The sequence below is a fragment of the Pedobacter antarcticus genome, assembly GCF_900103515.1.
Lineage (GTDB): Bacteria > Bacteroidota > Bacteroidia > Sphingobacteriales > Sphingobacteriaceae > Pedobacter > Pedobacter antarcticus.
Genome location: NZ_FNGZ01000017.1, coordinates 1 through 22,222 on the forward strand (window position 1 = coordinate 1; position 22,222 = coordinate 22,222).

Below are 22,222 nucleotides of genomic sequence, written 5' to 3' on the forward strand. Positions count from 1 at the left end.
ATAACGGCTTCCTTTATACTCATCCCCCCATGGATAGCTCGAACAATCGATCGTTTTTCTGCAGTACTGTGAAGCTTGCGTTTATGCAAAATTGAACTGTACTTGTCCAACCACATCCCAAGGGTTTCTCCGGTCATTTTATAAGTCTTTATCAGATCCCTCCGGGGCGTCCCTTCTTCGGCCAGCTTAACAACATGAGCGATCAGTCGCTTGTCAAACTTCTGATTTTTACTCGTTCTTTCTGAGTAGAACAACTCTTCTTCTCTTTCCATACACTGTTTTATAGTGTATAGCTTTTTCAGGAATGGACAGAAGTTATGATGAATCAGAAAAAATAAGGCACAAAAAAAAGGGATATACCTAAGTATATCCCTTCATATAATAAGATGATTAAATATTAAGCAACCCCTTCGGCTAAAACAATAATCTTGTTTTTTAAAACTTCGACAACGCCGCCTTTAATATTAAAGACCTGTTCGTCAGCTTTACTTTTTATAATTACTGGTCCATCTTCAAGAGTTGAAATAATCGGAGCATGGTCCCTTAATATCTGGAAAGATCCCATTGTTCCCGGAACTGTAACTGCGGTTACTTCGCCTTCAAAGACTTTTTTATCTGGTGTTAATATTTCTAGTGTCATAAGTTGTGTATATGCGCTTAGATTAAGCGTTTGCCTCAGCTAATAGTTTCTTACCTTTTTCAATTGCATCTTCAATGCCACCAACCAGGTTGAATGCAGCTTCAGGATACTCATCAACCTCTCCATCCATAATCATGTTGAATGCTTTGATGGTTTCTTTGATGTCTACTAAAACTCCTTTTAATCCAGTGAATTGCTCAGCTACGTGGAATGGTTGAGAAAGGAAACGTTGAACACGGCGTGCGCGGTGTACAATTAATTTATCTTCTTCAGACAATTCGTCCATACCAAGAATTGCAATAATATCCTGCAGCTCTTTGTAACGTTGTAAAATTTCTTTCACACGTTGTGCAGTATTGTAATGCTCATCACCAAGGATTGCTGGAGAAAGGATACGTGAAGTAGAATCCAGTGGATCTACTGCAGGATAAATACCAAGCTCAGAAATTTTACGTGACAATACAGTTGTTGCGTCTAAGTGGGCAAAAGTTGTAGCCGGAGCCGGGTCAGTTAAATCATCTGCCGGTACATAAACCGCCTGTACAGAAGTAATTGATCCGCGTTTAGTAGATGTAATACGCTCCTGCATTAAACCCATTTCAGTTGCCAGTGTTGGTTGGTAACCTACTGCAGATGGCATACGGCCAAGCAGTGCGGATACTTCAGAACCAGCCTGAGTGAAACGGAAGATATTATCAACGAAGAAAAGGATGTCTTTTCCAGCGCCTTCTCCATCACCATCACGGAAATATTCAGCAACAGTTAAACCTGACAGGGCGACACGAGCACGTGCTCCAGGAGGCTCGTTCATTTGACCGAATACCAGTGTAGCTTTAGATTCTTTTAGCTTCTCAGTGTCTACTTTAGATAAATCCCATCCGCCTTTCTCCATAGAGTGCAAGAATTCTTCACCGTAGTTGATTACACCGGATTCGATAAATTCACGTAAAAGGTCATTACCTTCACGTGTACGCTCACCTACACCAGCAAATACAGAAAGACCTGCATAAGCTTTAGCGATGTTGTTTACCAGCTCCATAATCAAAACTGTTTTACCAACACCCGCACCACCGAACAAACCGATCTTACCACCTTTTACATAAGGTTCCAATAAGTCGATAACTTTGATACCTGTATAAAGTACTTCAGATTCAGTTGACAACTCGTCAAAGCGTGGAGGCGCGTTGTGGATAGATTTACCGCCGGTTTTATCAACTGTGTTGATACCGTCGATAGCTTCGCCTACAACATTGAATAAACGACCTTTAATTTGGTCACCAACAGGCATTTTAATAGGAGAACCTGTATCAATTACGGCCATTCCGCGAACCAGACCATCAGTCGAATCCATGGCAATTGCACGTACACGATCTTCACCAAGATGTTGTTGAACTTCTAAAATGATCTTTTGTCCGTTTTCTTTTTCAATCTCTAAGGCAGAGAAAATTTGAGGTAAATGAGCATCGTCAGCAAAACTCACGTCTACTACCGGACCTATAATCTGCGCTATTTTTCCAATGTTAGGCATATATTGTTTTTGGTAAAATTATAAATATCAAATTGTTAAAGGCCGTTTTATAGGCTTCAATTCGGTTTGCAAAGTTAAGAGTTTTCGATATATCTTTTATATATAAATAAAAAGTTTTTCCACAGTTTTTTTATCGGTAAATTAGCAGATATGAAAACGATATTGGTAACGGGCAGCAATGGCCTTCTGGGCCAGAAGTTAACTGACCTTATATTAGCTGAAAATCACTTCAGATTAGTTGGCACGGGCAGGGCTGCGGACCGTTATCCGGCCGGTGGTGAATATCAATATACGGAAATGGATATGCTTGATGCAAAATCCGTGAGAGAAACGGTCACCAGTTTTCAACCTGATGTAATTATTCATACCGCTGCCATGACAAACGCCGACCAGTGTGAGCAGGATCCGGTGGCTGCAGAACTGGCAAATGTACGTGCGGTTGAAACCCTTGTAAGTATATGTGCAGAATTCAATATTCAGTTTATTTTTCTTTCTACAGATTTTGTTTTTGATGGAAAAAACGGTCCTTATACTGAACTGGATGTTCCAGGGCCTTTAAATGTCTACGGTCATAATAAACTGGAGGCGGAAGAGATCATTAAAAATTCGACGGCCAAATGGGTAATTATCCGGACTATTTTGGTTTATGGCGTTATTGCCGATGGCAGTCGGGGGACGATCGTAAGTTGGGCTAAAAATGCGCTCGAAAAAGGTGAGGTTATTCGTGTGGTAAACGACCAGTGGAGAATGCCCACGCTTGCCGAGGATTTAGCCCGTGCATGTCTTCTTGCTGTTAAGAAAGACGCACACGGTGTATTTCATATCAGCGGCAATGAATACCTTTCCATATGGGAGCTTGTTATCCGTATTGCAGATTTCTGGAAGTTAGATAAGAGTTTAATTCAGAGGATCTCCGCATCGTCGCTTAGTCAGCCGGCAGCAAGGCCTGAGGGTACCGGTTTTATACTCGAGAAGGCGTACAATGAATTAGGCTACCGGCCGCATACGCTGGAGGAAGGCTTCGCCTTACTAGAGCAGCAAATGTTAAATATTAAAAATTAAACAACATAAAAAATGGCTTTACAAAAAGGAGATCAGGCACCTGATTTTAAATTATTCAGTTCGGAACTGAAAGAAGTATCACTGGCAGACCTAAAGGGTAAGAAAGTTGTCTTGCAGTTTTTTCCAATGGCATTTACCGGAACTTGTACCACACAGCTTTGTACAATGCGTGACAGTTTTGGTTTCTATGAAGGTATGAATGCTGTCGTACTCGGTATCTCTGTTGACTCGCCTTTTGTGCTGGCTAAATTCAAAGAAGAGCAGCAATATCAGTTTCCTTTGTTATCAGATTTCAATAAAGAAGTGTCGGCTGCTTACGGAGCTTTATACGAAGAATTCGTATATAATCTGAAAGGTGTATCTAAAAGAGCGGCTTTTGTAATAGACGAAGAAGGAAAAATTGTTTATGCAGAAGTTCTGGAGTCAGCTGGAGATCTTCCTGATTTTAAATCGATTAAAGAGGTTGTAGAGGGTTAGAACGCAATAGTATTTGTAATTATTTGAATCTTTTTTTTTAAAAAAGTTTTGAAATCCAATTACAAATACTACTTTTGCAATCCCGAAACGATCGGAAACGCATTTGTAGCTCAATTGGATAGAGCATCTCACTACGGATGAGAAGGTTTGGGGTTCGAATCCCTACAAGTGCACAAACAACCGAGAAAGCCTTGCTGCCATAGGCAGTGAGGCTTTTTAAATTTTAAAGAAACCCAAATGCTAAATTTTGTTCTCTTTGGCCCACCGGGTGCAGGCAAAGGCACCCAATCTCAAAAACTAATTGATCGTTATCAATTAATACACATCTCTACAGGAGATCTTTTCCGAGCACATATCAGTAATCAGACTTCTTTAGGTAAACAGGTCAGCGCTTTAATCGCAGATGGTCAGTTGGTTCCCGATGAAATTACTATAGCTATGCTGGAAGAGGAAGTTGAAAAGAATCCTGAAGCTAAAGGATTTATTTTTGATGGTTTTCCAAGAACAGTTGCTCAGGCTGCTGCATTGGATGCTTTTCTGAAGGGTAAAGGCACAAGTATTGCTGCTGTTATCGCGCTTGATGTAGATCAGGATGAGTTGACCAAAAGAATTGCTGAACGTCATAAACAGACAAACAGAGTAGATGACCAGGCAGATAAACTGCAAAAGAGAATTGACGAATATTTCACTAAGACTATTCATGTTTTACCGTACTATGAAGATCAGCATAAGCTGAACAAGGTAAATGGAATTGGGAATATAGATACTATCTTTGCTGAGCTATGTCAGGTAGTAGATAAGTTCTAATTAAAAAACGCATATAGAATATAGCGGGACGAATGTATGTTCTCCCGCTTTTTTTTGTTAAAAAATAATAAAGTTATGTCACAGGGTTCAAATTTCGTAGATTATGTAAAGATATGCTGCCGTTCAGGTAAGGGTGGTTCAGGCTCTTCGCATTTACACCGTGATAAAATGACATCAACTGGAGGTCCTGATGGTGGAGATGGCGGAAGAGGTGGACACATTATTTTGAAAGGAAATGCCCAGTTCTGGACTTTGCTGCACTTAAAATACCGTAAACATATTCTTGCTTCAGATGGAGGCCCTGGTTCGAGTTCTACCAGTACAGGGAAATCCGGAAAAGACGAATTATTGGAGGTGCCTTTAGGCACTATCGCCAGGGATGCGGAAACGGGTGAGGTGCTTTTCGAAATTACTGAAGACGGACAGACTGAGATTTTAACTCCAGGTGGCCGTGGAGGACTTGGTAACTGGCACTTTAAAACATCGACATTACAAACACCCCGTTTTGCCCAGCCAGGTGAAGCAGGTATAGAACAGTGGGTTATTCTGGAACTAAAGGTGCTGGCTGACGTGGGGTTAGTTGGTTTTCCAAATGCAGGTAAATCTACTTTATTATCTGTTGTGTCTGCGGCTAAACCTGAAATTGCAGATTATCCTTTTACTACCTTAGTTCCTAATCTAGGAATTGTATCATATCGTGCTAATAAGTCATTTGTGATGGCCGATATTCCTGGTATTATAGAAGGAGCTTCAAAAGGTAAGGGGTTGGGATATCGTTTTCTTCGTCATATCGAAAGGAATTCTGTGCTTCTTTTTATGGTTCCTGCAGATACCAGTCGCACGATTGCCGAAGAATATGGAATTCTTAAAAGTGAGCTCTTAGAATACAATCCGGAGCTGATGCAAAAGCCACACTTGCTAGCAGTAACGAAGGCGGATATGCTAGACGAAGAATTAACGGCTGAGATCAAAAAAGATTTACCCCAGGGAATACCAGCTGTTTTTATATCTTCAGTTGCGCAGAAGGGCTTAACTGAGCTCAAAGATATGATTTGGACAGCGATAGGTGCCGATCAGCCCGCTAACGGATAATAAAGTTTTTAAATACTTCCTGTGATATTTGGTATTGTGGTTAATTTTTTCTAAATTAGAGATTAACAGTCAGTGCTTTATCATTTACAGGACTGTTTTTCTTCCCTGACTCAAAACCCGGAAACCCGAAATCCATCCTGCAAATGATATAGAGCCTGTTTTATTTATTGGGTTATAAAGTTTATAGCTTGTTTTTGAATAAAATGTAAAACGCCTGCTGCAATCAAGCAGAGCCGTAAATATTCAAAGATTTAAATCGAACACAAAATAATCTATCGGATCTGATAAATATTACATGCTTAAGGCACATATTTTGTATGACCTTTTAAAAATATCAGTATGGAAAAGAAATCATTTAACTTCCTTCTTACAGTTGTTGTATTGTCAATGGTTGCCCTGGGAACATTTAAAATAACTAAGAAAATTAATCAGTCTGAGACTCCGGTTCAAAACACTGTAAATAAAACGCATAAATAATATGCTGAATTGGACCTGCCCGACCTTAAATGGTGCGGGCAGGGCTCTCTATTTTTAGGTATTCAACCTAATCGTATACTTCATAATGGTATTCTGCCGTTATATATAAAATTACTAAGATATTTCATGGAGTAAAGAACAGATAAATGTTTTATTTGTCAAATTCTGGTTTTTACGAGATTAATTCGGTTTATTTTTGTGTTACGAAACGCCTTTATCTTGTTTTAATCTTTTGTTACTGTTCTTTTTGATTTTTAATATGTATTTTTTGGTATAAATCTAGTTATTGTAGGTTTATTTTGGTCAATATGTGTTAATTTTAGTTAAAAAATAGATTTATATCTATTTAAAGCACATATTTGCGGTATAAAAATGAAAATATGTATGTATTATTCATTTTTATGATCTACTTTAGCGTTTAAATAGTATTTAAGAAAAACCCGTTTATACAGGTTTATATTTGGTTAGAACAGGGATGTGTCCGGATGGAACATCCCTTTCTTTTTTAGGAACGAAATTGTACAGGAAATTGAATGTTATGGAGAATCTGCTGCTGGGAAATTAAATCTTGAACTCGTCTAATGAGTATGGTAGTTCCTCACAAAGAAACCCCTGGTCTGTTAATAATCTGCTAATCTGCTTGGCCGTTAGTGATTTCGCATTTACTCTGAATATTTTATCTGAATCTTCAAGCGCGAAAGACCAGTTTCCACTGCCTAATACAGCATCTAATATGTGGCTTAAATATTCCAAATCGCTGAGATCGTTTACAGAAGTTTTAAATATAATAATGTTCATTTTTAGTTCTGAATTTTCAAAGAGATAATCGAACCAGATTGTCTGATTTTGTTTAAAGATGTGAGATGTATCGGTTCAAAAAAAACACTTAACAGGCGAAGCGGCCAAAAATGCGGGCGAAACCACACATTTCACCGGCCGGCTAACCACTCCAGGAATTGCGGTGTCTTTTCTTTGCTAATCGTAATTGACTCTTTAAATGGGATGGATAGATTTATAATCAGCTTTCTGGAGAAAAAATGGGCAGCATCTTTAATAGCTTTTCTATTTACTAGAAACTGGCGATTTATACGGAAGAATTCGTCCCCGCAAAGCCTTTCTAATTCTTCCAGATTTTTATTCAGTACATATTCTTTCTGTTCAAAGGTAACTAAATGAGTTTCTTCATTTCCTATGTAAAAAAGCGCTATGCTACTCTTCTTCACCGGAATAATTTTGTCTTTATAAGTTATAAGAATTGAACTTGTCTTTTGATGTGCTTTTCCGGAGAATAAGTCGAATATGGATTCATATGAAACAATTTCAACAGAGAATTCTTTACGTAATGCATGATATTTTTTTAAAGCCTGGCCCACCGTTTCCGGAGTGAAAGGTTTTAATATATAATCTATGCCGTTCGTCCGGAATGCATTTAAGGCATATTCGTCATATGCCGTACAAAAGATTATGGGGGCAGAAATATCCGTTGCTTTAAATATATCGAAGCTATTTCCGTCGCCAAGTTGAATATCACTGAATATAAGATCGACAGCCGGGTTATTCTTGAAATAAGCAATGGCTTCCTTAACAGATTTCAGAATGCCCACGATCTCTGCGTCAGATTGCAGGTCCTGAATAATATCGGCCAGGTCATCTGCCGTTAACTGTTCATCTTCTATGATTACAATCTTCATCATTTAAAATTTTTAAGCTTACTGAGAAAAACAGACTGTTGTCTCTGATTTCAATATCATCTCCTGAAATTAGTCTATACCTTTCAGCCAGGTTGGCCAGTCCGCTCCCTGTATGATAATCGATAGTACTTCTTAACTGAATGTTGTTCGTGACAACAATCCAGTTCCCTTGCTGGATGATTTTTATATCTAAAGGAGTCGCGACTGTTAATTCATTATGTTTAATTGCGTTCTCCAGGAGTGGTTGCAGAGAAAAGACCGGGAGGACACAGGCAGAGTTTTCTGCGTCGATAACGTTAAAGGTGAAATTTAATGCGCTACCAAAACGGACTTTTTGCATTTCCAGATAATCCATAGAGAGTTTCAGCTCTTCTTTTAGTGTCGCTATACCATCTTTATTATTGGAGACGGATACTCTAAGGAAGTTCGAAAGACGCATCAGGTAATCCTCCGCACGTTCCGGACTTTTTTTTATGAGCGATTTTAGAATATTTAGTGCATTAAAAAGGAAGTGAGGGTGTATTTGTTGCAGCAGCAGTTGGTATGCCGCTTCAGATCTCGCAGTATTTAATAATGAATTCTCCAGTTGTGCTTTATTATTCGCATCCTGAACGATAATAAAGTTTTGAAGTAATAGCAGCATTCCATTGGTAAGCATTCCCTGGAGGCTTAAATAAAAGTAAACCACATCGCCTTTTACTCTTAATGGGGTAGTTGGAGCTGTAGTATAACCCCTGTCAACCAGTTCCGTGTTTATAAAATAGAGACCAAGAATGACCAGAATACTCATTAACAAACTCGAGGTATAGAAAATACAATCGTAAAACAGCTCATTGCCATGTTTTCTCTTTTCAGTGAAGAGCAGGAGCCCTATATTTCCCAGGCTCATTAGATTCAATAAGATGAATACGTTTATTACCCGGTTTAAAGCTCCCATGAAGCTTTCATCCTCCATTGTAGCCGACAACAGCAAGAAAAAACTCATACCGATAGAAAAGTATATACTTAACTTCAGAAGGTTTTTCAACGGAAGCTTATTCGTCATGGCAAAATATTTTTTGGTGTCTGGAATAATATGCAAATATAATCATGAATATAGCAATGGTGAGATGCGTTTATCTGCGCGATCCGGGACTTGGTAATACGAAAGATAAGCTCATGTTGAAGAATGTTGACGCTATTTTTGTTTTTGCACGGTAATCATCGTATTTGTCATTTACGCGGATAAGCCTGGTTGTCAGTGTGTTTCTGAATCCGCCTTTTATCCCAAGTAAAAAGTTCTTTCCTAAAAGATATTCATAGCCGATATTACTGAAGATTTCGTTTGAGATCCATTCGTAATTACCACTACGGTTTACGCCGTCGCCGTCGAGTTTAAGAAAAAATGAATCATTACGGAGTTCTGCTCCGGCACTCAGCCATCCGTTCAATACGCCAGAACGCCGTAATATCAATTTCTGAGGGAGTATAGCGTCAATTTCCCAATCACTTCCTGAGAATTTATGCCAGTAGGAATAAACCGGAATTACGGGAACCAAACTGGATTTATCCAGGACTAATGAGAGGCCTAATGTCGAGATTGTCGACGCAGAAGCTTTAATCATAAGTGTGGAGGTTACCAATCCGTTGATCTTTTTTATGCCAAAAAAATTAGTACTTCCTATAATTACATTTCCGTTGGTGATAAGCACTTTATTCCACAGCTTTCCAATATAGGTCGCTGATAATAATGCGTCGAAATCGCTATACTTCGTTTCAGTTTTCTGATACTGATTATTCATATCGTCAACCTTTTTATAGTGATTGATTGACTGTCTGGTATATAGCACACCTGCGATTAATGAAAACCGATTTTTCTTATAGATTGGGATTGCGCCGTTGATTTTTAATCTTGATCCTGAAACTTCACCTTGTTCCTGTAGTTCGCCACCTTTATTAGATATTTTGTAGTCGGAATTGCCAAAATAATCCTGCTGAATTGTCAGTCTTTTGAAGGCGGGATAGGGTATTGCTGTCTGATTGCTATATTTTAAGGTATCCTGGGCTTTTGCCGATATTGACAGCTGTGCTACTAACAGAAATAAAGGTATCTTCATATTTTTTCGCTAAAAATGCGAAGGACATGTGTTTGTTTAAAGCCTTTTCGCGGTGAACCGGACAATTGCTTCCCTGAAACGTTTCATTTAAATGGTGTAATATCTGCGGTAATTTTGTTCTCGTCATATTTTTGTAAAACGAATAATTTTTAGCTTTTTGGCATAATTCATGATTAACTCTAAACGGTTTATACCAGTTTCTACTGGTATTTTAGGTTAATAACAATGTCTGGTTTAGACAGGTTTACTATTTGGTTAGAAAAGGGATGTTTTGGTTGAACATCCCTTTCTTATTTTTAAAGTAAATGGTTTTGTAAAATAGTTTAGAGCAGATTCCGGGTAATTTTCCCTTTAATCATAAATAATTTTCTGATAGAGATTTTTTGTAATACAGTGTCACCTCTGAAATTGGGATTTGAGGCCCTCATTATAATTTTTTCCGATGACGGATGTTCAAACAAAAGCTTTATGGTAATCAGGCTGTTCGCTGTTTCATCCGTTTGAATTAAATAAGCTTCTCCCCATTGTATAATATCTTTATGAAGAACTTCTCTGACTGCTATGATTTCGCCACTTGCAAACTTAGGATACATGCTGTCACCGAATACAGGTAGATAGGCATCGCAATCGTTAAAAGGTCTGAAGTTTACATAATATTCAGGGCTTTCGTTGAGGATATTCCTGTCTCCGCTGAAATCGGAAAGATTTACATTAAGATAGGGCACTCCCTCTTTTTTTGATTCTGCGTGATAACCAGATGTTGGTTGCTGTTCCTGGGGCGGATTGGTTTTTAATAACATATCTCCGTGTCCCGTGTCTAGAAAATGGGTGTTCAGATTATAGTATCGGATAATCTCCTCTGATAACCTTTTACCGATTGATCTTGCTCCATTTTCAATGGGGGAGAAATTATTGACGTGTTTAGCAATTGGTCCGTAAAATTCCTGAAGAGTCATCTTTAGATGAATCCTGATTTTTTTTAATCTGGGCCCTACGTTTTTTCTTTGGTGATCAATCATGTATTATTGTATAAGAGGTTTTATAAATATATAGCATTCTTTAGTTCTTTGTTATTTCTTCGTGAGAATTTATATTGCAATATATGAAATATTACTTATTATTAGAAATTATATTTCTAATTAAAATATTTTAATTATTTTTATAGAAATCAGATTGAAATAGTTGGCATTGAATTTTATCGTCCTGAATTTTAAGCATGCGCTTAGAATTGTTAACTTTGGTTGACCAACAAAGATCAATATGTACAAAACTTTACAACCGGTTCTTCAGCAAGAACTGGAGCAAATAGAAAAAGACGGACTGTATAAAAGAGAACGGGTAATTATAACTCCACAGGGGGCAGACATCAAAGTCAGTACCGGGCAGGAGGTCATTAACTTCTGTGCAAATAACTACCTGGGCTTATCTTCGGATCCTAGAGTTACTGCAGCTGCTAAGGACGCAATTGATAAATATGGTTATGGAATGTCGTCTGTAAGATTTATTTGTGGAACCCAGGATATACATAAAGAACTGGAGCAAAAGCTCTCCGATTTCCTGGGTACAGAAGATACCATATTGTATGCTGCTGCGTTTGACGCTAACGGCGGTGTGTTTGAACCATTGTTTAACGATCAGGATGCTATTATCTCTGATGAACTGAATCATGCATCTATTATTGATGGTGTTCGCTTGTGTAAAGCTAAAAGGTTCCGTTATAAACACAGTGATATGGAAGATCTGGAAGCACAGTTAAAAGCTGCATCCGGATGTCGTCACCGCATAATTGTTACTGACGGAGCATTTTCAATGGACGGCACGATTGCAGCACTTGATAAGATCTGTGATCTGGCTGATAAATACCAAGCACTTGTAATGATTGACGAGTCTCATTGTTCTGGATTCATGGGTAAGACAGGCAGGGGCACACATGAGCATTGCGGAGTAATGGACAGGATAGATATTATTACAGGTACATTGGGTAAAGCTCTAGGTGGTGCTTCAGGAGGATTTACCGCAGGTAAAAAAGAAATTATTGACATGCTGCGTCAGCGTTCCAGACCGTATCTTTTCTCTAACACACTTGCACCGGCAATTGCGGGTGCTTCCGTGGCAGTTCTTGAACTGTTAAGTGAAACAACTTCCTTAAGAGATAAATTAGAAAAAAACACAATGTATTTTCGCGAGCAGATGACTGCTGCCGGATTTGATATTAAGGAAGGTATTCATCCGATTGTTCCGGTTATGCTTTACGATGCTAAATTGGCGCAGGAATTTGCAGCCAGAATGCTGGAAGAAGGAATTTATGTAATCGGTTTTTATTATCCCGTTGTTCCTCAGGGCAAAGCGAGAATCCGTGTTCAGCTTTCTGCTGCGCATGAGCAGCACCATTTAGATAAAGCAATTGCTGCATTTATAAAAATTGGTAAAGAACTGAAGGTAATCTAGTTTTTGCTGATTTATATTTTTTAAGGCCTCCTGTTTTACGGGAGGCCTTTTTAATTTATATTAAAGCCGTCAAAACTATCTCTGCCGCTATATCTGTATTCACATATTAATGAAATTGCTATATTTGGCCTTATGTTGCAAGATCAGATCACCCAGTATACCCAGGAAATTAACGCCTTTTCTACTGAAAATGCGGAAGAACTGGAACAATTCAGAATCAGATTCCTAGGGACTAAAGGAATCATAAAAGACATATTTGACGAGTTTAAGGCTGTATCTCCAGAGGAAAAAAGAACCCTTGGGAAGGTATTAAACGAATTTAAGCAACTTGCAGAAGCCAAATATCTTTCACTGAAAGCAAATGAACCGGTGACCGGTGATCAGAAAACTGCCGGAATGGATCTTACACTGCCTGGAAATGGTATTGAGTTGGGCGCCCGCCACCCTTTGGCACTGGTTCGCAGAGAAATCGTTGATATCTTCAATAAACTAGGATTTATTGTTGCGGAAGGACCGGAGATTGAAGATGACTGGCATAACTTCTCTGCACTTAATTTCCCTGAAGAACATCCTGCGCGGGATATGCAGGATACATTTTTCATTAGAAAAGGTGGCGAGAGTGGAGATATCGCATTAAGAACCCATACTTCTTCAGTCCAGGTCAGGATGATGGAAGCAGGAAAACCACCGTTTCGTGCGCTGATGCCTGGACGCGTATACCGCAATGAGGCAATATCTGCCAGAGCACATTGCTTTTTCCATCAGGTTGAAGGCCTCTATGTAGATGAAAATGTTTCTTTTGCAGATCTGAAACAAACCTTATTCTATTTTGTACAGGAACTTTATGGCGAAGGGACAAAAGTGCGCTTTCGCCCGTCTTATTTTCCTTTTACAGAACCATCTGCAGAAATGGATATATCCTGCACAATCTGTAAAGGCGCGGGCTGTCAACTATGTAAATATAGCGGTTGGGTAGAGATTTTGGGATGTGGCATGGTTGACCCTAATGTGCTGGAAAACTGTGGAATTGATAGTAAGAAATATAGCGGATTTGCATTTGGGATGGGAATTGAAAGGATTGCAAACTTAAAGTTTGAGATCCGGGATTTGCGTCTCTTCTCAGAAAATGATGCAAGGTTCCTTAAGCAGTTTAAAACGTCCTTAATTTGATAATTGGCCGGATTTACTCTTTCATAGCTGAAAAAGAATTAATGCACCCGGCAATACAGCATTATATCACCGGAATAACTTACCAGTATAACTAATTGATGGAACCAGAAAAAATTAAAGAAAGCATCATTAGAGCTGCTAAAGAATTATTCAGAAAATACGGCTATCACAAGACTAGTGTAAATGAAATTGCAAAGAAGGCACGCATAGCAAAAGCTACAATTTATAAATACTTTGAGAGTAAGGAACAGATCCTTGACGCAATTCTCATGAATTATCTGGACCTCAATCTACATGAGATTTTAAAAAACAAAGCCCAATTTTCTGACGAAGAAGAGCATCTGAAAGCCCTCGTTATGAAAACATGCCGGCTAACCTATACCGTTTGCAACGAATTTATTGGTTGGGACTTTGTTCGTGAGAACGCCAACTCACAAGAGTTTCTGAAACACCTTTCAGATCAGCTGGAATCGCTATTGCTTTCTGCATATCTAGGTTTGGATCACTTTAAAAACAATCCATCAAGAAGGGAAGGGTTAGCATTTCTTTTGAAAGCCAGTAAGAGTATTGTGTTTTCTTTTGCGTTCACATCTGTCAGCGATGCAGATGTCAGGAAGAATTTTGTGAGTTTTCAAAAAGAACTTTTGCCTTTCCTCGTTAAAGCTGCTTTGTAATTGTAAATCTCTCTAGTTTTTTGTCTCATTATGTCTTTTGGACCAATTTGGTTTTCGGTATGTTTTCTATTACCTTTACGAAATAACGTCAAGATAATGAGCAAGGAAGTCTTGGAGATAACCATTTTGGTAGAAGAAAAATTTGATGTCAGTTTTAATCTGGATCTTGGGTTTTTTGGATTAATTCTAAAATTTTTCGGGTATTAAAATCTTAATAAGCACAATAACTGATCTGCTCCGTTCCAGAGCACGCTGAACTTCTCTTGTCTCGCATTTTCTTCAATCTTTTAGCCTCTTCCTACTCAAAAAATAGGAACTGTTGATTACAAATTTTAGCTTTGCAGCAGAATGAGCAGAAATAAAAGAAGTGGAACAGTAACTATCCTGCCGGAACTGCAGATTATTGATATTGCGGAAGAAGGAAAAGGCGTTGCTAAAGCGGACGAATTGGTTGTCTTTGTTGATAAAGCTGTACCGGGAGATATCGTAGACGTTAAGGTCGTTAAAAAGAAAAAGAATTTTGCGGAGGCTGTTATAGAAAAGCTACACACAGCATCTGATTTGAGGACTGACCCATTTTGTGCACATTTTGGAACGTGCGGTGGTTGCAAGTGGCAGCACATGCAGTACGATGCGCAACTACATTTTAAACAAAAAAATGTAGAAGCTGCATTACAGCGTCTGGCTAAAATTGACACTTCAGGTATGGAACCTATTCTGGGTTCGGCAGAAAATAAATATTACAGAAACAAATTAGAATATACTTTTTCCAATAAACGCTGGTTGGACCAGGGAGACATGGATGGCGTAGAAGGGCTGGAAATGAATGCACTTGGCTTTCATGTACCTTTAAGGTTCGATAAAATTCTTGATATCAATCATTGTTATCTGCAGGCAGAACCATCTAATACGATCAGAAATCATGTTCGGGCATATGCACTGCAAAATGGACTTAGCTTCTACGACCTGAGGAACCATGAAGGTGATCTGAGAAATCTGATTATCCGCACGTCTTCTAACGGAGAAGTTATGATAGTGGTTGTTTTTGCTTATGCTGAGCAGGAGAAAGTGGACGGACTGATGGCCGATCTTCAGCAGAATTTTCCGGAAATTACTTCCCTGATGTATATTATGAATCAAAAAAAGAATGATACTATTTTTGATCAGGAAGTTATTACTTATGCAGGTCGTGATTATATTTTTGAAGAGATGAACGGTCTTAAGTTTAAGATTGGAGCTAAGTCCTTCTATCAGACCAATTCTCTGCAGGCTCACGAACTTTATAAAATAACCAAAGAGTTCGCCGGTTTTAAAGGTGATGAACTTGTTTACGATCTTTATACTGGTGCTGGCACTATTGCCAATTTTGTGGCGGATAGTGTGAGGCAGGTAGTTGGTGTTGAATATGTGCCTACAGCGATAGAAGATGCCAAATTCAATTCTCAACTTAATGGAATTAATAATACCCTGTTTTATGCAGGTGATATGAAAGATATCCTTACACGTGACTTTATAGCAGAACATGGTAAACCTGATGTGGTCATCACAGATCCGCCACGGGCAGGTATGCATGCTGATGTTGTAGAGCGTCTAATGGAGATGGAAGCTGAAAAAATCGTGTATGTTAGCTGTAACGCTGCAACTCAGGCCAGAGACCTGGCGATACTTAAAGAAAAGTATGAAGTCAGCCGGATTAAACCCGTAGACATGTTTCCACATACCCAGCATGTGGAGAATGTTGTATTGTTAACACTAATAAAGTAATATCTAAAAGAAGAACAGATGGATGTAGAAGATTTAATGCCTCAGCAACCTGAGAATGGAAATACCGCGAAAAAGGTAAGTCCGCTGGTTAGCCTGGAAAAAGATCTCGAGCTATATAATGATTCAGTGAGAGAAATTGCAGTAGAGATTATTGCAGAAGGAATTACACAATATCCGATTTTTGTAGCACATCAACATACGGTGTCTATTGGAGAAGTTATCCTTAATAAAGAAGAGCTGAATACAAACTGGACTATTCAGGCTTCTACATTTGAAGAATTTGTAGAAAAGGGAATTATTAAACCAGAGTTGAAAGAGCTATTCATCAAAAACTATAAAAAGCCGGAAGACTTTATGTGTGTTTTTGTGATTGTCCCTGAAGGAGCGAACTTTATTTACTATCCGTATAAAAGTTAGTATCCACGCATACGGTTATATTAAGAAAGGGTATCCATTAAAGATACCCTTTCTTAATATACAACATTTTGTTAGCAGGATAATTTATCCAATTTTGTTTACACTTCCGCTTCTGGACGATCCTTTTTTGTTCAGAGCAGCATCTCCTTTATAATTGATATTACCACCACTGCTTGCAGATGCTTCAATACCCTTACTCACACTGACCCTTATATTTGCTCCTGAACTGGCTTGTGCTTTTGCATATTCTGTATTGGTTTCTACAGCAGAAACTGTACTTCCGGAACTGGAGTCTATAGCTATGTTTTTCGCTGAACCGGAAAGTTTCGCATTGCTTCCGCTACTGGTGTTTACTTCCAGGTTATTACAAGCTAATTGCAGGTTTAAATTAGCACCGGAAGAAACATCTACAGAAAGTCTGTCAGCTTTCAGCACATTCGTTGATTTTAGAAGACTTCCACTGCTTGCAGAAACACTATTTAAGTTTTTATAGTTCAGGTATACCTTAGCTTCACGATTTCGGTTTTTAGAGAAGAATCCATCTAGTTTCTTCCATTTCACATTTAGCCGACCTCCAGAGTTTTCCAGCACAACGTCATCTATATTATTAGAATTCGCTTCGATCCGCGCGCTTTCAGAATTAGACTGTGTAATGATTAATTGTATCCCTGCACTTACACTGACAGAATTAAAAGAGTTTAGGCTTACGTTTTTAGTGGATTGAGCCTTTACTATAAAAGTTCCGAGTGTAACCAGTGTGAACAACAGGCATAGTTTTTTAGTAAGGGAATGAGTTTTCATGGTTTTAGAATTAGGTTTATATATAGCATTAGACGTTTCTATAGGTGAAACGTTGCAGCGAATTGAAAATATTTTCCTGATATTTGATTCTGAACCAGAAATTACTTCTTTTTGTAATATCTTATTTATTTCAAATGGCCGAATCCCGATTATTAATTTTAAACGAACAGCAGATCCAGCAGAAGATTAATCGTATTGCTTATCAGATCCTGGAAGATAATATAACTGAAAAAGAAATTGTGCTGGCTGGTATCTGGGACCGGGGTTATAAGATCGCATTACGTCTTCAGAAGGTATTGGCGGAAATTTCCGAACTACAGGTTATTCTGGTGAAAATTGAACTGGATAAAGATGCCAGTAAGCTTAAAGCTGTTGCAGAACCAGAGCCGGCGAAAGTCAAAAATAAAGTTATCATTTTGGTTGATGATGTACTGAATAGTGGTAAAACACTTGCTTATGGTTTTGGTGTGTTTCTGAATACCCCGCACAAAAAGATACGCACTGTGGTGCTTGTGGATAGAAGTCATAAAATCTTTCCCATCTCAACAGATTACGTAGGATTGCAGATGGCAACAGTCCTGAAAGAACATGTCGATGTGGTGATAGATGTAGATGGTCAGACAGATGGAGTCTATTTAAGTTAATAATCTTGATATCGTTTCTCTACGCCATCCTCGTTTTTCTGGTACTGAGATTCAGTGTTACCCTATTTAATTTCCTTTCCAACCCGAAACTCGGATTAAGTCTAAGGCATTATACAGATCTGATCAGTATTTGTATAGATGCCAAAGACTTTACAGGGGAAAATCCCCTGGATGATTTACTCACACAGGATTATCAGCAGATAGAAATTCTGGTAAAGCTAACAGGTGATCCAATGCTGGATTACCATTGGAATACTGCCTACGGGCATCATCGAAGTGTCCATTTACTTGGACCAGGAGTGGATAGCAGGAAAGAAGCTTCCGGAAACTATCTGCTTTTTCTGAAGCCGTCGGTAGTATTGAAGAATGGAAGTTTGCAAAGTATGATGCACCGGATGAAGACTTTTCGCCTGACACTTCTGAGTGTTATTCCTGCTCAGGTTTCTACAGGTTTCCCTGATATCTTTTTTCAGCCTCTTTATAACTTCGTGTTGCTCGGTCTGGTACCTCTGCGATTAATTCGCCTATCTGGCAGTCCTTTGTTTTCTGCAGGGAGCAGCGAATGTATGCTTTTTGACAAAAAAGTATACCTTAAAGAGCATTGGCTTGACGGATTATTTCCAGCCGACATCGGCGGTATAGAAATGATTAAACTCGTTAAAGAACACCGGTTGAAAACGGAAACCCTTTTAGGAGGGCGGCTCGTCAAAAGCTATGCTCATGGCTCTGCAGAAGTGATTTTTAAACGCACGGGCAATCGTGTATACGGTTTATTGGGAAATAATATTTTCGCTTTATTGTGTTACCTGGTTTTAGTTGTAGCCGGCCCGGTTGCAATGTTTTTCAGTTTAAACCTGAATCTGCTTATTCTTCCGGCGGGACTTATCTTTTTAAGCCGCATTATGCAATCATTCCTATCGGGCCAATCCCCTGTTAAAAACCTAATTCTTCATCCGCTTCAAATGCTGGTTCTCGGTGTTAGCCTTATTTTTACAGCTGCTGGCAGGTTTATAAGGTCACAACAAAAATAACAATTGGGAGGGGCGGCCAATTTTTAGTAATTTTGCTTATCCCCGGACAGCCATTTTCGGGGGAAAGACAGTGAAAGATATGAAATACGATTTGACCGTAACTATTGATAAGGCTTCAGGATTTTGTTTTGGGGTAGTGTATGCCATTGAAATGGCTGAGGATATTCTTTCAGAAGAGGATTTTCTGTATTGCCTGGGCGATATTGTTCATAATGATGAGGAAGTCAAAAGACTTACCGATATGGGATTACGTATTATTGATCATGATGAGCTTAAAGAACTCCGGGATGCCAAGGTATTAATTCGTGCACATGGTGAAGCGCCTTCCACCTACCAGCTTGCGCTGGAAAATAATCTGATCCTTATTGATGCCTCCTGTCCGGTAGTATTAAAACTGCAAAACAGGATCAAAAACTCTTACGATGACAAGGAACAGATATTGATTTTTGGTAAACATGGACATGCTGAAGTAATCGGTCTTCAGGGACAAACTGATGGGAATGCTATCGTATTTCAGGATCTTGCAGAGCTGGATTCAGTAGATCTGCCTGCTAAATTCACCTTATATAGCCAGACTACAAAAAGTACTGAGAAGTTTTATCATATCAAAGAGCAGTTGTTATCAAGAGGATACGAAGTGAAAGCTAATGATACTATCTGCAGGCAGGTTTCAAACAGGTACGAAGATTTGGAGAAATTTGTTGCTGATTTTGATAAAATCATTTTTGTATCCGGAAAGAAATCTTCAAATGGTAAAGTGCTCTATGAAGTTTGTAAGAAACATAATGCGGAGAGTTATTTTATATCAAAAAAAGAGGAACTCGATATCAGCTGGTTTACGCCAGGGGATAAAGTTGGGATCTGCGGTGCGACATCAACTCCGATGTGGTTAATGGAAGAAGTTAAAGCCAGTTTAGAAGCGCTTTAATATTTGAACATCATGAAAAAGTAATTATTATCAGACCGTTTCAGGACGGTATCAGCTTAATGTATATTTGTGTTTTAAAGCCTTCCGATAAATTATATCCGGAAGGTTTAGTCTATAATTATGGGAAAAAAGGGAGTATTGTTAGTGAATTTAGGGACACCGGATAGTCCGGAGGTTGGGGATGTAAAAAGATATCTCGATCAGTTTTTAATGGATGAACGGGTAATTGATATTAATGCCTTCAGCAGAACTATGCTCGTTAAAGGTGTTATTGTTCCTTTCAGAAGTCCCAAAACAGCGAAATTATACAAAGAGATATGGGATGAAAACGGGTCGCCTCTACTTTATTACAGTAAGATTCAGACCGCAATGGTACAGGAACAACTGGGTCCGGATTATCATGTAGAACTAGCTATGCGGTATCAAAATCCTTCTATCCCGGCAGCATTAGCTAAAATGAAAGCCGGACTTGTAGAGAGTATTCAGGTAATTCCAATGTTTCCGCAATATGCTTCTGCAAGTACGGGATCAGTAATTCAGTTGGTTATGGAATTGGTTAGCAAATGGCAGACTATTCCACCGGTTTCTTTTGTCAATTCCTTTCATGATAATCCCGGAATGATTGCCACTTTCGCCGATAATGCGAGAAAGTATCAGCCGGAAACTTACGATCAGATTTTATTCAGTTTTCATGGTCTGCCGGAAAGACAATTAATCAAATGTGATCATTCCCAAAGTCACTGTCTTAAATCTGCAGACTGTTGCCAGACGCTAACTGATGTTAATAAGTTTTGTTATTCTGCACAGTGCCACGATACCGCAAAACTGATTGCTGCCGAATTACAGATACCTTCAGCGCAGTATAGCGTTTGTTTTCAGTCTAGATTGGGTAAAGATCCATGGGTTCAGCCTTACACAAGCGATGTCCTTAAGCAACTCGCCGCCGCTGGAAAAAAACGTCTGCTGGTATTTTGTCCTGCTTTCGTTGCAGATTGCCTGGAAACTTTATATGAAGTCACTGTTGAATATGGTGAGGAGTTCAGGAAACTTGGGGGCGAGGAAGTTCAGCTTGTGTCAAGTTTAAATGATAACCCGCAATGGATATCAGCACTGGTCAAAATGATAAAGGATAACCAAGGCGCCTAAATTAGCTTTTTGATCATGTTAATAATCTGCAGTGTAGACCCTGTATGCTGCTTTACATAGCTGGCAGCTTTTTTACCTGCCTGTTGATCTTTTTGCAGTATTTCAAATGCTGCAAAAAGATCATCTTTACCGGAAACGCTTTTGGCAGCTCCTATTGTTAAGAGATCTTTTGCTTCCTGAAATTTCTGATACTTCGGGCCGAATATAACCGGAATGCCAAATGCTGCGGCTTCTAACGTGTTATGAATCCCTGCGCCGAAGCCACCGCCTATATAACTTATATCACCGTACTGATAAGCCGAAGACAGGAGCCCGATTGTATCTATAATTAATACCTTCGCTGCCTGTAAATCTGTATTCTCGTTTAGTTTTGTATAGTGTAAAGCGTCTGGGAACAGTGCCGAAAGCTGTTTGATATGGGATTCATGAATTTCATGCGGTGCAATAATAAACTTCCAATCCTGAGCACGTTGCTGCAGAAATGCGATTAATTCTTCATCCTGAGGCCAGGTGCTTCCTGCAATAAATATTTTAGCATTTCCTTTAAATCTATCAATTTGTACAAACTGTTGCGGTGAGGCAGCCTGTTCCGCAACGCGGTCGAATCTGGTATCTCCGCTAATGCTTACCGCATCAATTTCTAAATTATTCAGTAAAGACTTGCTTTCTTGATTTTGGACAAAAAAATGGGTAACATTCTTTAGTATATTCCGCTGAAATCCACCATACCATTTGAAAAAAATCTGATCTGGTCTGAAAATACCTGATATAAGCAATAATGGGACATTATTAGCTTTTAGAACTTTAAAATAATGATACCAGAATTCATATTTGGTGAATATAGCGATTTCGGGATTGATGAGTCTGAGGAATGTCTCCGCATTTCTGTGTGTATCCAGTGGCAGATAATAGACGGCTTCGGCCAACGGATAATTTTTACGGATTTCAAAGCCGGAGGGGGAGAAAAATGTGATAACTACAGGCTTATCCGGATAAAGCTTTTTGAGCTCTTCGAGTACTGGCCTGCCTTGTTCAAATTCACCAAGTGAGGCGAAGTGGAACCAGATATGTTTACAATCTGCATTGGTTTTTCTGGCGATCAGTTCAAAGATGTTTTTCCGGCCGTCAATGAATAATTTAGCCTTTGGATTAAAGAAAGAAACTAAGTGTAAAAGCAAATTATAGAGCGAAATGCCAAAATTATAAAGCAAAAGCATTTTGTATGTTTATTTATTATCTTAGCCGAAGATACCTGAATAAATATTAAAAGCTTTAATATTATCGTTTTTGGTTTTTAAATTATTCAATCGGGTATAGATCAGATAACCA

The 22,222-nt window shown here is 38.8% G+C and carries 24 protein-coding genes and 1 tRNA gene; 15 read left to right on the forward strand and 10 right to left on the reverse strand.

Annotated features, from left to right (window positions below; genetic code table 11):
• From BLR53_RS19115 to atpD, 3 genes are all read right to left on the reverse strand, one after another.
• Positions 1-272: hypothetical protein (locus tag BLR53_RS19115; protein ID WP_143007918.1), on the reverse strand; the 272-nt coding region annotated here is incomplete at its 3' end.
• A gap of 125 nt (positions 273-397) precedes the next feature.
• On the reverse strand, positions 398-640 hold the full coding sequence (atpC, locus tag BLR53_RS19120) for an ATP synthase F1 subunit epsilon (RefSeq protein WP_037439646.1): 243 nt from the start codon (positions 638-640) through the stop codon (positions 398-400).
• 22 nt (positions 641-662) lie between these two features.
• Entirely contained in the window at positions 663-2,168 is a 1,506-nt protein-coding gene (gene atpD, locus BLR53_RS19125; protein ID WP_074591815.1) for a F0F1 ATP synthase subunit beta, read from the reverse strand.
• A gap of 150 nt (positions 2,169-2,318) precedes the next feature.
• On the opposite strand from atpD, the gene BLR53_RS19130 reads away from it, so the two are divergent.
• The 6 genes from BLR53_RS19130 to BLR53_RS20020 all read left to right on the forward strand — a co-directional run bounded on the left by BLR53_RS19130 (position 2,319) and on the right by BLR53_RS20020 (position 6,083).
• Entirely contained in the window at positions 2,319-3,230 is a 912-nt protein-coding gene (locus BLR53_RS19130) for an SDR family oxidoreductase (RefSeq protein ID WP_074591816.1), read from the forward strand.
• Between the two features lie 12 nt (positions 3,231-3,242).
• Complete coding sequence (locus BLR53_RS19135; protein ID WP_037439641.1) at positions 3,243-3,707, forward strand: redoxin domain-containing protein; 465 nt, start codon at positions 3,243-3,245, stop codon at positions 3,705-3,707.
• A gap of 99 nt (positions 3,708-3,806) precedes the next feature.
• Positions 3,807-3,880 (forward strand) — tRNA-Arg (locus BLR53_RS19140).
• A 64-nt stretch (positions 3,881-3,944) separates the two neighbouring features.
• A complete protein-coding gene (locus tag BLR53_RS19145) occupies positions 3,945-4,514 on the forward strand; it encodes an adenylate kinase (RefSeq protein WP_074591817.1) in 570 nt (189 codons plus the stop codon).
• Between the two features lie 75 nt (positions 4,515-4,589).
• Complete coding sequence (gene obgE, locus BLR53_RS19150) at positions 4,590-5,606, forward strand: GTPase ObgE (RefSeq protein ID WP_074591818.1); 1,017 nt, start codon at positions 4,590-4,592, stop codon at positions 5,604-5,606.
• Between the two features lie 339 nt (positions 5,607-5,945).
• A complete protein-coding gene (locus BLR53_RS20020; RefSeq protein WP_157282810.1) occupies positions 5,946-6,083 on the forward strand; it encodes a hypothetical protein in 138 nt (45 codons plus the stop codon).
• A 561-nt stretch (positions 6,084-6,644) separates the two neighbouring features.
• On the opposite strand, the gene BLR53_RS19155 is transcribed toward BLR53_RS20020, so the two are convergent.
• From BLR53_RS19155 to BLR53_RS19175, 5 genes are all read right to left on the reverse strand, one after another.
• Entirely contained in the window at positions 6,645-6,881 is a 237-nt protein-coding gene (locus BLR53_RS19155; protein WP_037439634.1) for a hypothetical protein, read from the reverse strand.
• A 131-nt stretch (positions 6,882-7,012) separates the two neighbouring features.
• Positions 7,013-7,777, reverse strand: a complete 765-nt coding sequence (locus BLR53_RS19160; protein ID WP_244889581.1) for a LytR/AlgR family response regulator transcription factor — start codon at positions 7,775-7,777, stop codon at positions 7,013-7,015.
• On the reverse strand, positions 7,749-8,819 hold the full coding sequence (locus BLR53_RS19165; RefSeq protein ID WP_074591820.1) for a sensor histidine kinase: 1,071 nt from the start codon (positions 8,817-8,819) through the stop codon (positions 7,749-7,751). Before BLR53_RS19165 ends, BLR53_RS19160 begins: the two co-directional genes overlap by 29 nt.
• Before the next feature lie 70 nt (positions 8,820-8,889).
• On the reverse strand, positions 8,890-9,870 hold the full coding sequence (locus BLR53_RS19170; RefSeq protein ID WP_074591821.1) for a hypothetical protein: 981 nt from the start codon (positions 9,868-9,870) through the stop codon (positions 8,890-8,892).
• A gap of 323 nt (positions 9,871-10,193) precedes the next feature.
• The gene (locus tag BLR53_RS19175) at positions 10,194-10,889 is read right to left on the reverse strand and encodes an XRE family transcriptional regulator (protein WP_037439630.1); all 696 of its coding nucleotides are present in this window, start codon (positions 10,887-10,889) and stop codon (positions 10,194-10,196) included.
• Positions 10,890-11,130: 241 nt separating this feature from the next.
• On the opposite strand from BLR53_RS19175, the gene kbl reads away from it, so the two are divergent.
• The 5 genes from kbl (at position 11,131) to BLR53_RS19205 (ending at position 16,343) form a co-directional block, all read left to right on the forward strand.
• Positions 11,131-12,318: a glycine C-acetyltransferase gene (kbl, locus tag BLR53_RS19180; protein WP_037439628.1), complete on the forward strand. Its 1,188-nt coding sequence runs from the start codon at positions 11,131-11,133 to the stop codon at positions 12,316-12,318.
• Positions 12,319-12,450: 132 nt separating this feature from the next.
• Complete coding sequence (gene pheS, locus BLR53_RS19185) at positions 12,451-13,488, forward strand: phenylalanine--tRNA ligase subunit alpha (RefSeq protein WP_037439626.1); 1,038 nt, start codon at positions 12,451-12,453, stop codon at positions 13,486-13,488.
• A 98-nt stretch (positions 13,489-13,586) separates the two neighbouring features.
• The gene (locus BLR53_RS19190) at positions 13,587-14,162 is read left to right on the forward strand and encodes a TetR/AcrR family transcriptional regulator (RefSeq protein ID WP_037439624.1); all 576 of its coding nucleotides are present in this window, start codon (positions 13,587-13,589) and stop codon (positions 14,160-14,162) included.
• Positions 14,163-14,510: 348 nt separating this feature from the next.
• A complete protein-coding gene (rlmD, locus tag BLR53_RS19200; protein WP_051759765.1) occupies positions 14,511-15,926 on the forward strand; it encodes a 23S rRNA (uracil(1939)-C(5))-methyltransferase RlmD in 1,416 nt (471 codons plus the stop codon).
• An 18-nt stretch (positions 15,927-15,944) separates the two neighbouring features.
• A complete protein-coding gene (locus BLR53_RS19205) occupies positions 15,945-16,343 on the forward strand; it encodes a hypothetical protein (protein ID WP_037439622.1) in 399 nt (132 codons plus the stop codon).
• A gap of 84 nt (positions 16,344-16,427) precedes the next feature.
• On the opposite strand, the gene BLR53_RS19210 is transcribed toward BLR53_RS19205, so the two are convergent.
• Positions 16,428-17,144: a head GIN domain-containing protein gene (locus BLR53_RS19210; protein ID WP_037439619.1), complete on the reverse strand. Its 717-nt coding sequence runs from the start codon at positions 17,142-17,144 to the stop codon at positions 16,428-16,430.
• Positions 17,145-17,278: 134 nt separating this feature from the next.
• Here BLR53_RS19210 and BLR53_RS19215 point away from each other — a divergent pair, with 134 nt between their 5' ends.
• The 4 genes from BLR53_RS19215 to hemH all read left to right on the forward strand — a co-directional run bounded on the left by BLR53_RS19215 (position 17,279) and on the right by hemH (position 20,893).
• A complete protein-coding gene (locus BLR53_RS19215) occupies positions 17,279-17,788 on the forward strand; it encodes a phosphoribosyltransferase family protein (RefSeq protein WP_037439616.1) in 510 nt (169 codons plus the stop codon).
• Positions 17,789-17,793: 5 nt separating this feature from the next.
• The gene (locus BLR53_RS19220) at positions 17,794-18,819 is read left to right on the forward strand and encodes a hypothetical protein (protein ID WP_074591822.1); all 1,026 of its coding nucleotides are present in this window, start codon (positions 17,794-17,796) and stop codon (positions 18,817-18,819) included.
• Between the two features lie 79 nt (positions 18,820-18,898).
• Complete coding sequence (locus tag BLR53_RS19225; protein ID WP_037439613.1) at positions 18,899-19,747, forward strand: 4-hydroxy-3-methylbut-2-enyl diphosphate reductase; 849 nt, start codon at positions 18,899-18,901, stop codon at positions 19,745-19,747.
• Positions 19,748-19,867: 120 nt separating this feature from the next.
• Entirely contained in the window at positions 19,868-20,893 is a 1,026-nt protein-coding gene (gene hemH, locus BLR53_RS19230; protein WP_037439611.1) for a ferrochelatase, read from the forward strand.
• On the opposite strand, the gene BLR53_RS19235 is transcribed toward hemH, so the two are convergent.
• Positions 20,890-22,110, reverse strand: coding sequence for a 3-deoxy-D-manno-octulosonic acid transferase (locus BLR53_RS19235; protein WP_074591823.1), 1,221 nt, complete (start codon positions 22,108-22,110; stop codon positions 20,890-20,892). The genes hemH and BLR53_RS19235 overlap by 4 nt on opposite strands.
• Positions 22,111-22,222: the final 112 nt, after the last annotated feature.

What these genes read in the sequence shown, in the direction of transcription:
- BLR53_RS19165 (WP_074591820.1), bottom strand. Translation starts at nt 8,819, where the DNA reads ATGACGAATAAGCTTCCGTTGAAAAACCTTCTGAAGTTAAGTATATAC.
- rlmD (WP_051759765.1), top strand. Translation starts at nt 14,511, where the DNA reads ATGAGCAGAAATAAAAGAAGTGGAACAGTAACTATCCTGCCGGAACTG.
- atpD (WP_074591815.1), bottom strand. Translation starts at nt 2,168, where the DNA reads ATGCCTAACATTGGAAAAATAGCGCAGATTATAGGTCCGGTAGTAGAC.
- obgE (WP_074591818.1), top strand. Translation starts at nt 4,590, where the DNA reads ATGTCACAGGGTTCAAATTTCGTAGATTATGTAAAGATATGCTGCCGT.
- hemH (WP_037439611.1), top strand. Translation starts at nt 19,868, where the DNA reads ATGGGAAAAAAGGGAGTATTGTTAGTGAATTTAGGGACACCGGATAGT.
- BLR53_RS19235 (WP_074591823.1), bottom strand. Translation starts at nt 22,110, where the DNA reads ATGCTTTTGCTTTATAATTTTGGCATTTCGCTCTATAATTTGCTTTTA.
- BLR53_RS19170 (WP_074591821.1), bottom strand. Translation starts at nt 9,870, where the DNA reads ATGAAGATACCTTTATTTCTGTTAGTAGCACAGCTGTCAATATCGGCA.
- BLR53_RS20020 (WP_157282810.1), top strand. Translation starts at nt 5,946, where the DNA reads ATGGAAAAGAAATCATTTAACTTCCTTCTTACAGTTGTTGTATTGTCA.
- BLR53_RS19210 (WP_037439619.1), bottom strand. Translation starts at nt 17,144, where the DNA reads ATGAAAACTCATTCCCTTACTAAAAAACTATGCCTGTTGTTCACACTG.
- BLR53_RS19160 (WP_244889581.1), bottom strand. Translation starts at nt 7,777, where the DNA reads ATGATGAAGATTGTAATCATAGAAGATGAACAGTTAACGGCAGATGAC.
- BLR53_RS19175 (WP_037439630.1), bottom strand. Translation starts at nt 10,889, where the DNA reads ATGATTGATCACCAAAGAAAAAACGTAGGGCCCAGATTAAAAAAAATC.
- BLR53_RS19155 (WP_037439634.1), bottom strand. Translation starts at nt 6,881, where the DNA reads ATGAACATTATTATATTTAAAACTTCTGTAAACGATCTCAGCGATTTG.
- BLR53_RS19135 (WP_037439641.1), top strand. Translation starts at nt 3,243, where the DNA reads ATGGCTTTACAAAAAGGAGATCAGGCACCTGATTTTAAATTATTCAGT.
- atpC (WP_037439646.1), bottom strand. Translation starts at nt 640, where the DNA reads ATGACACTAGAAATATTAACACCAGATAAAAAAGTCTTTGAAGGCGAA.
- BLR53_RS19130 (WP_074591816.1), top strand. Translation starts at nt 2,319, where the DNA reads ATGAAAACGATATTGGTAACGGGCAGCAATGGCCTTCTGGGCCAGAAG.
- BLR53_RS19225 (WP_037439613.1), top strand. Translation starts at nt 18,899, where the DNA reads ATGAAATACGATTTGACCGTAACTATTGATAAGGCTTCAGGATTTTGT.
- kbl (WP_037439628.1), top strand. Translation starts at nt 11,131, where the DNA reads ATGTACAAAACTTTACAACCGGTTCTTCAGCAAGAACTGGAGCAAATA.
- BLR53_RS19190 (WP_037439624.1), top strand. Translation starts at nt 13,587, where the DNA reads ATGGAACCAGAAAAAATTAAAGAAAGCATCATTAGAGCTGCTAAAGAA.
- BLR53_RS19145 (WP_074591817.1), top strand. Translation starts at nt 3,945, where the DNA reads ATGCTAAATTTTGTTCTCTTTGGCCCACCGGGTGCAGGCAAAGGCACC.
- BLR53_RS19215 (WP_037439616.1), top strand. Translation starts at nt 17,279, where the DNA reads ATGGCCGAATCCCGATTATTAATTTTAAACGAACAGCAGATCCAGCAG.
- pheS (WP_037439626.1), top strand. Translation starts at nt 12,451, where the DNA reads ATGTTGCAAGATCAGATCACCCAGTATACCCAGGAAATTAACGCCTTT.
- BLR53_RS19205 (WP_037439622.1), top strand. Translation starts at nt 15,945, where the DNA reads ATGGATGTAGAAGATTTAATGCCTCAGCAACCTGAGAATGGAAATACC.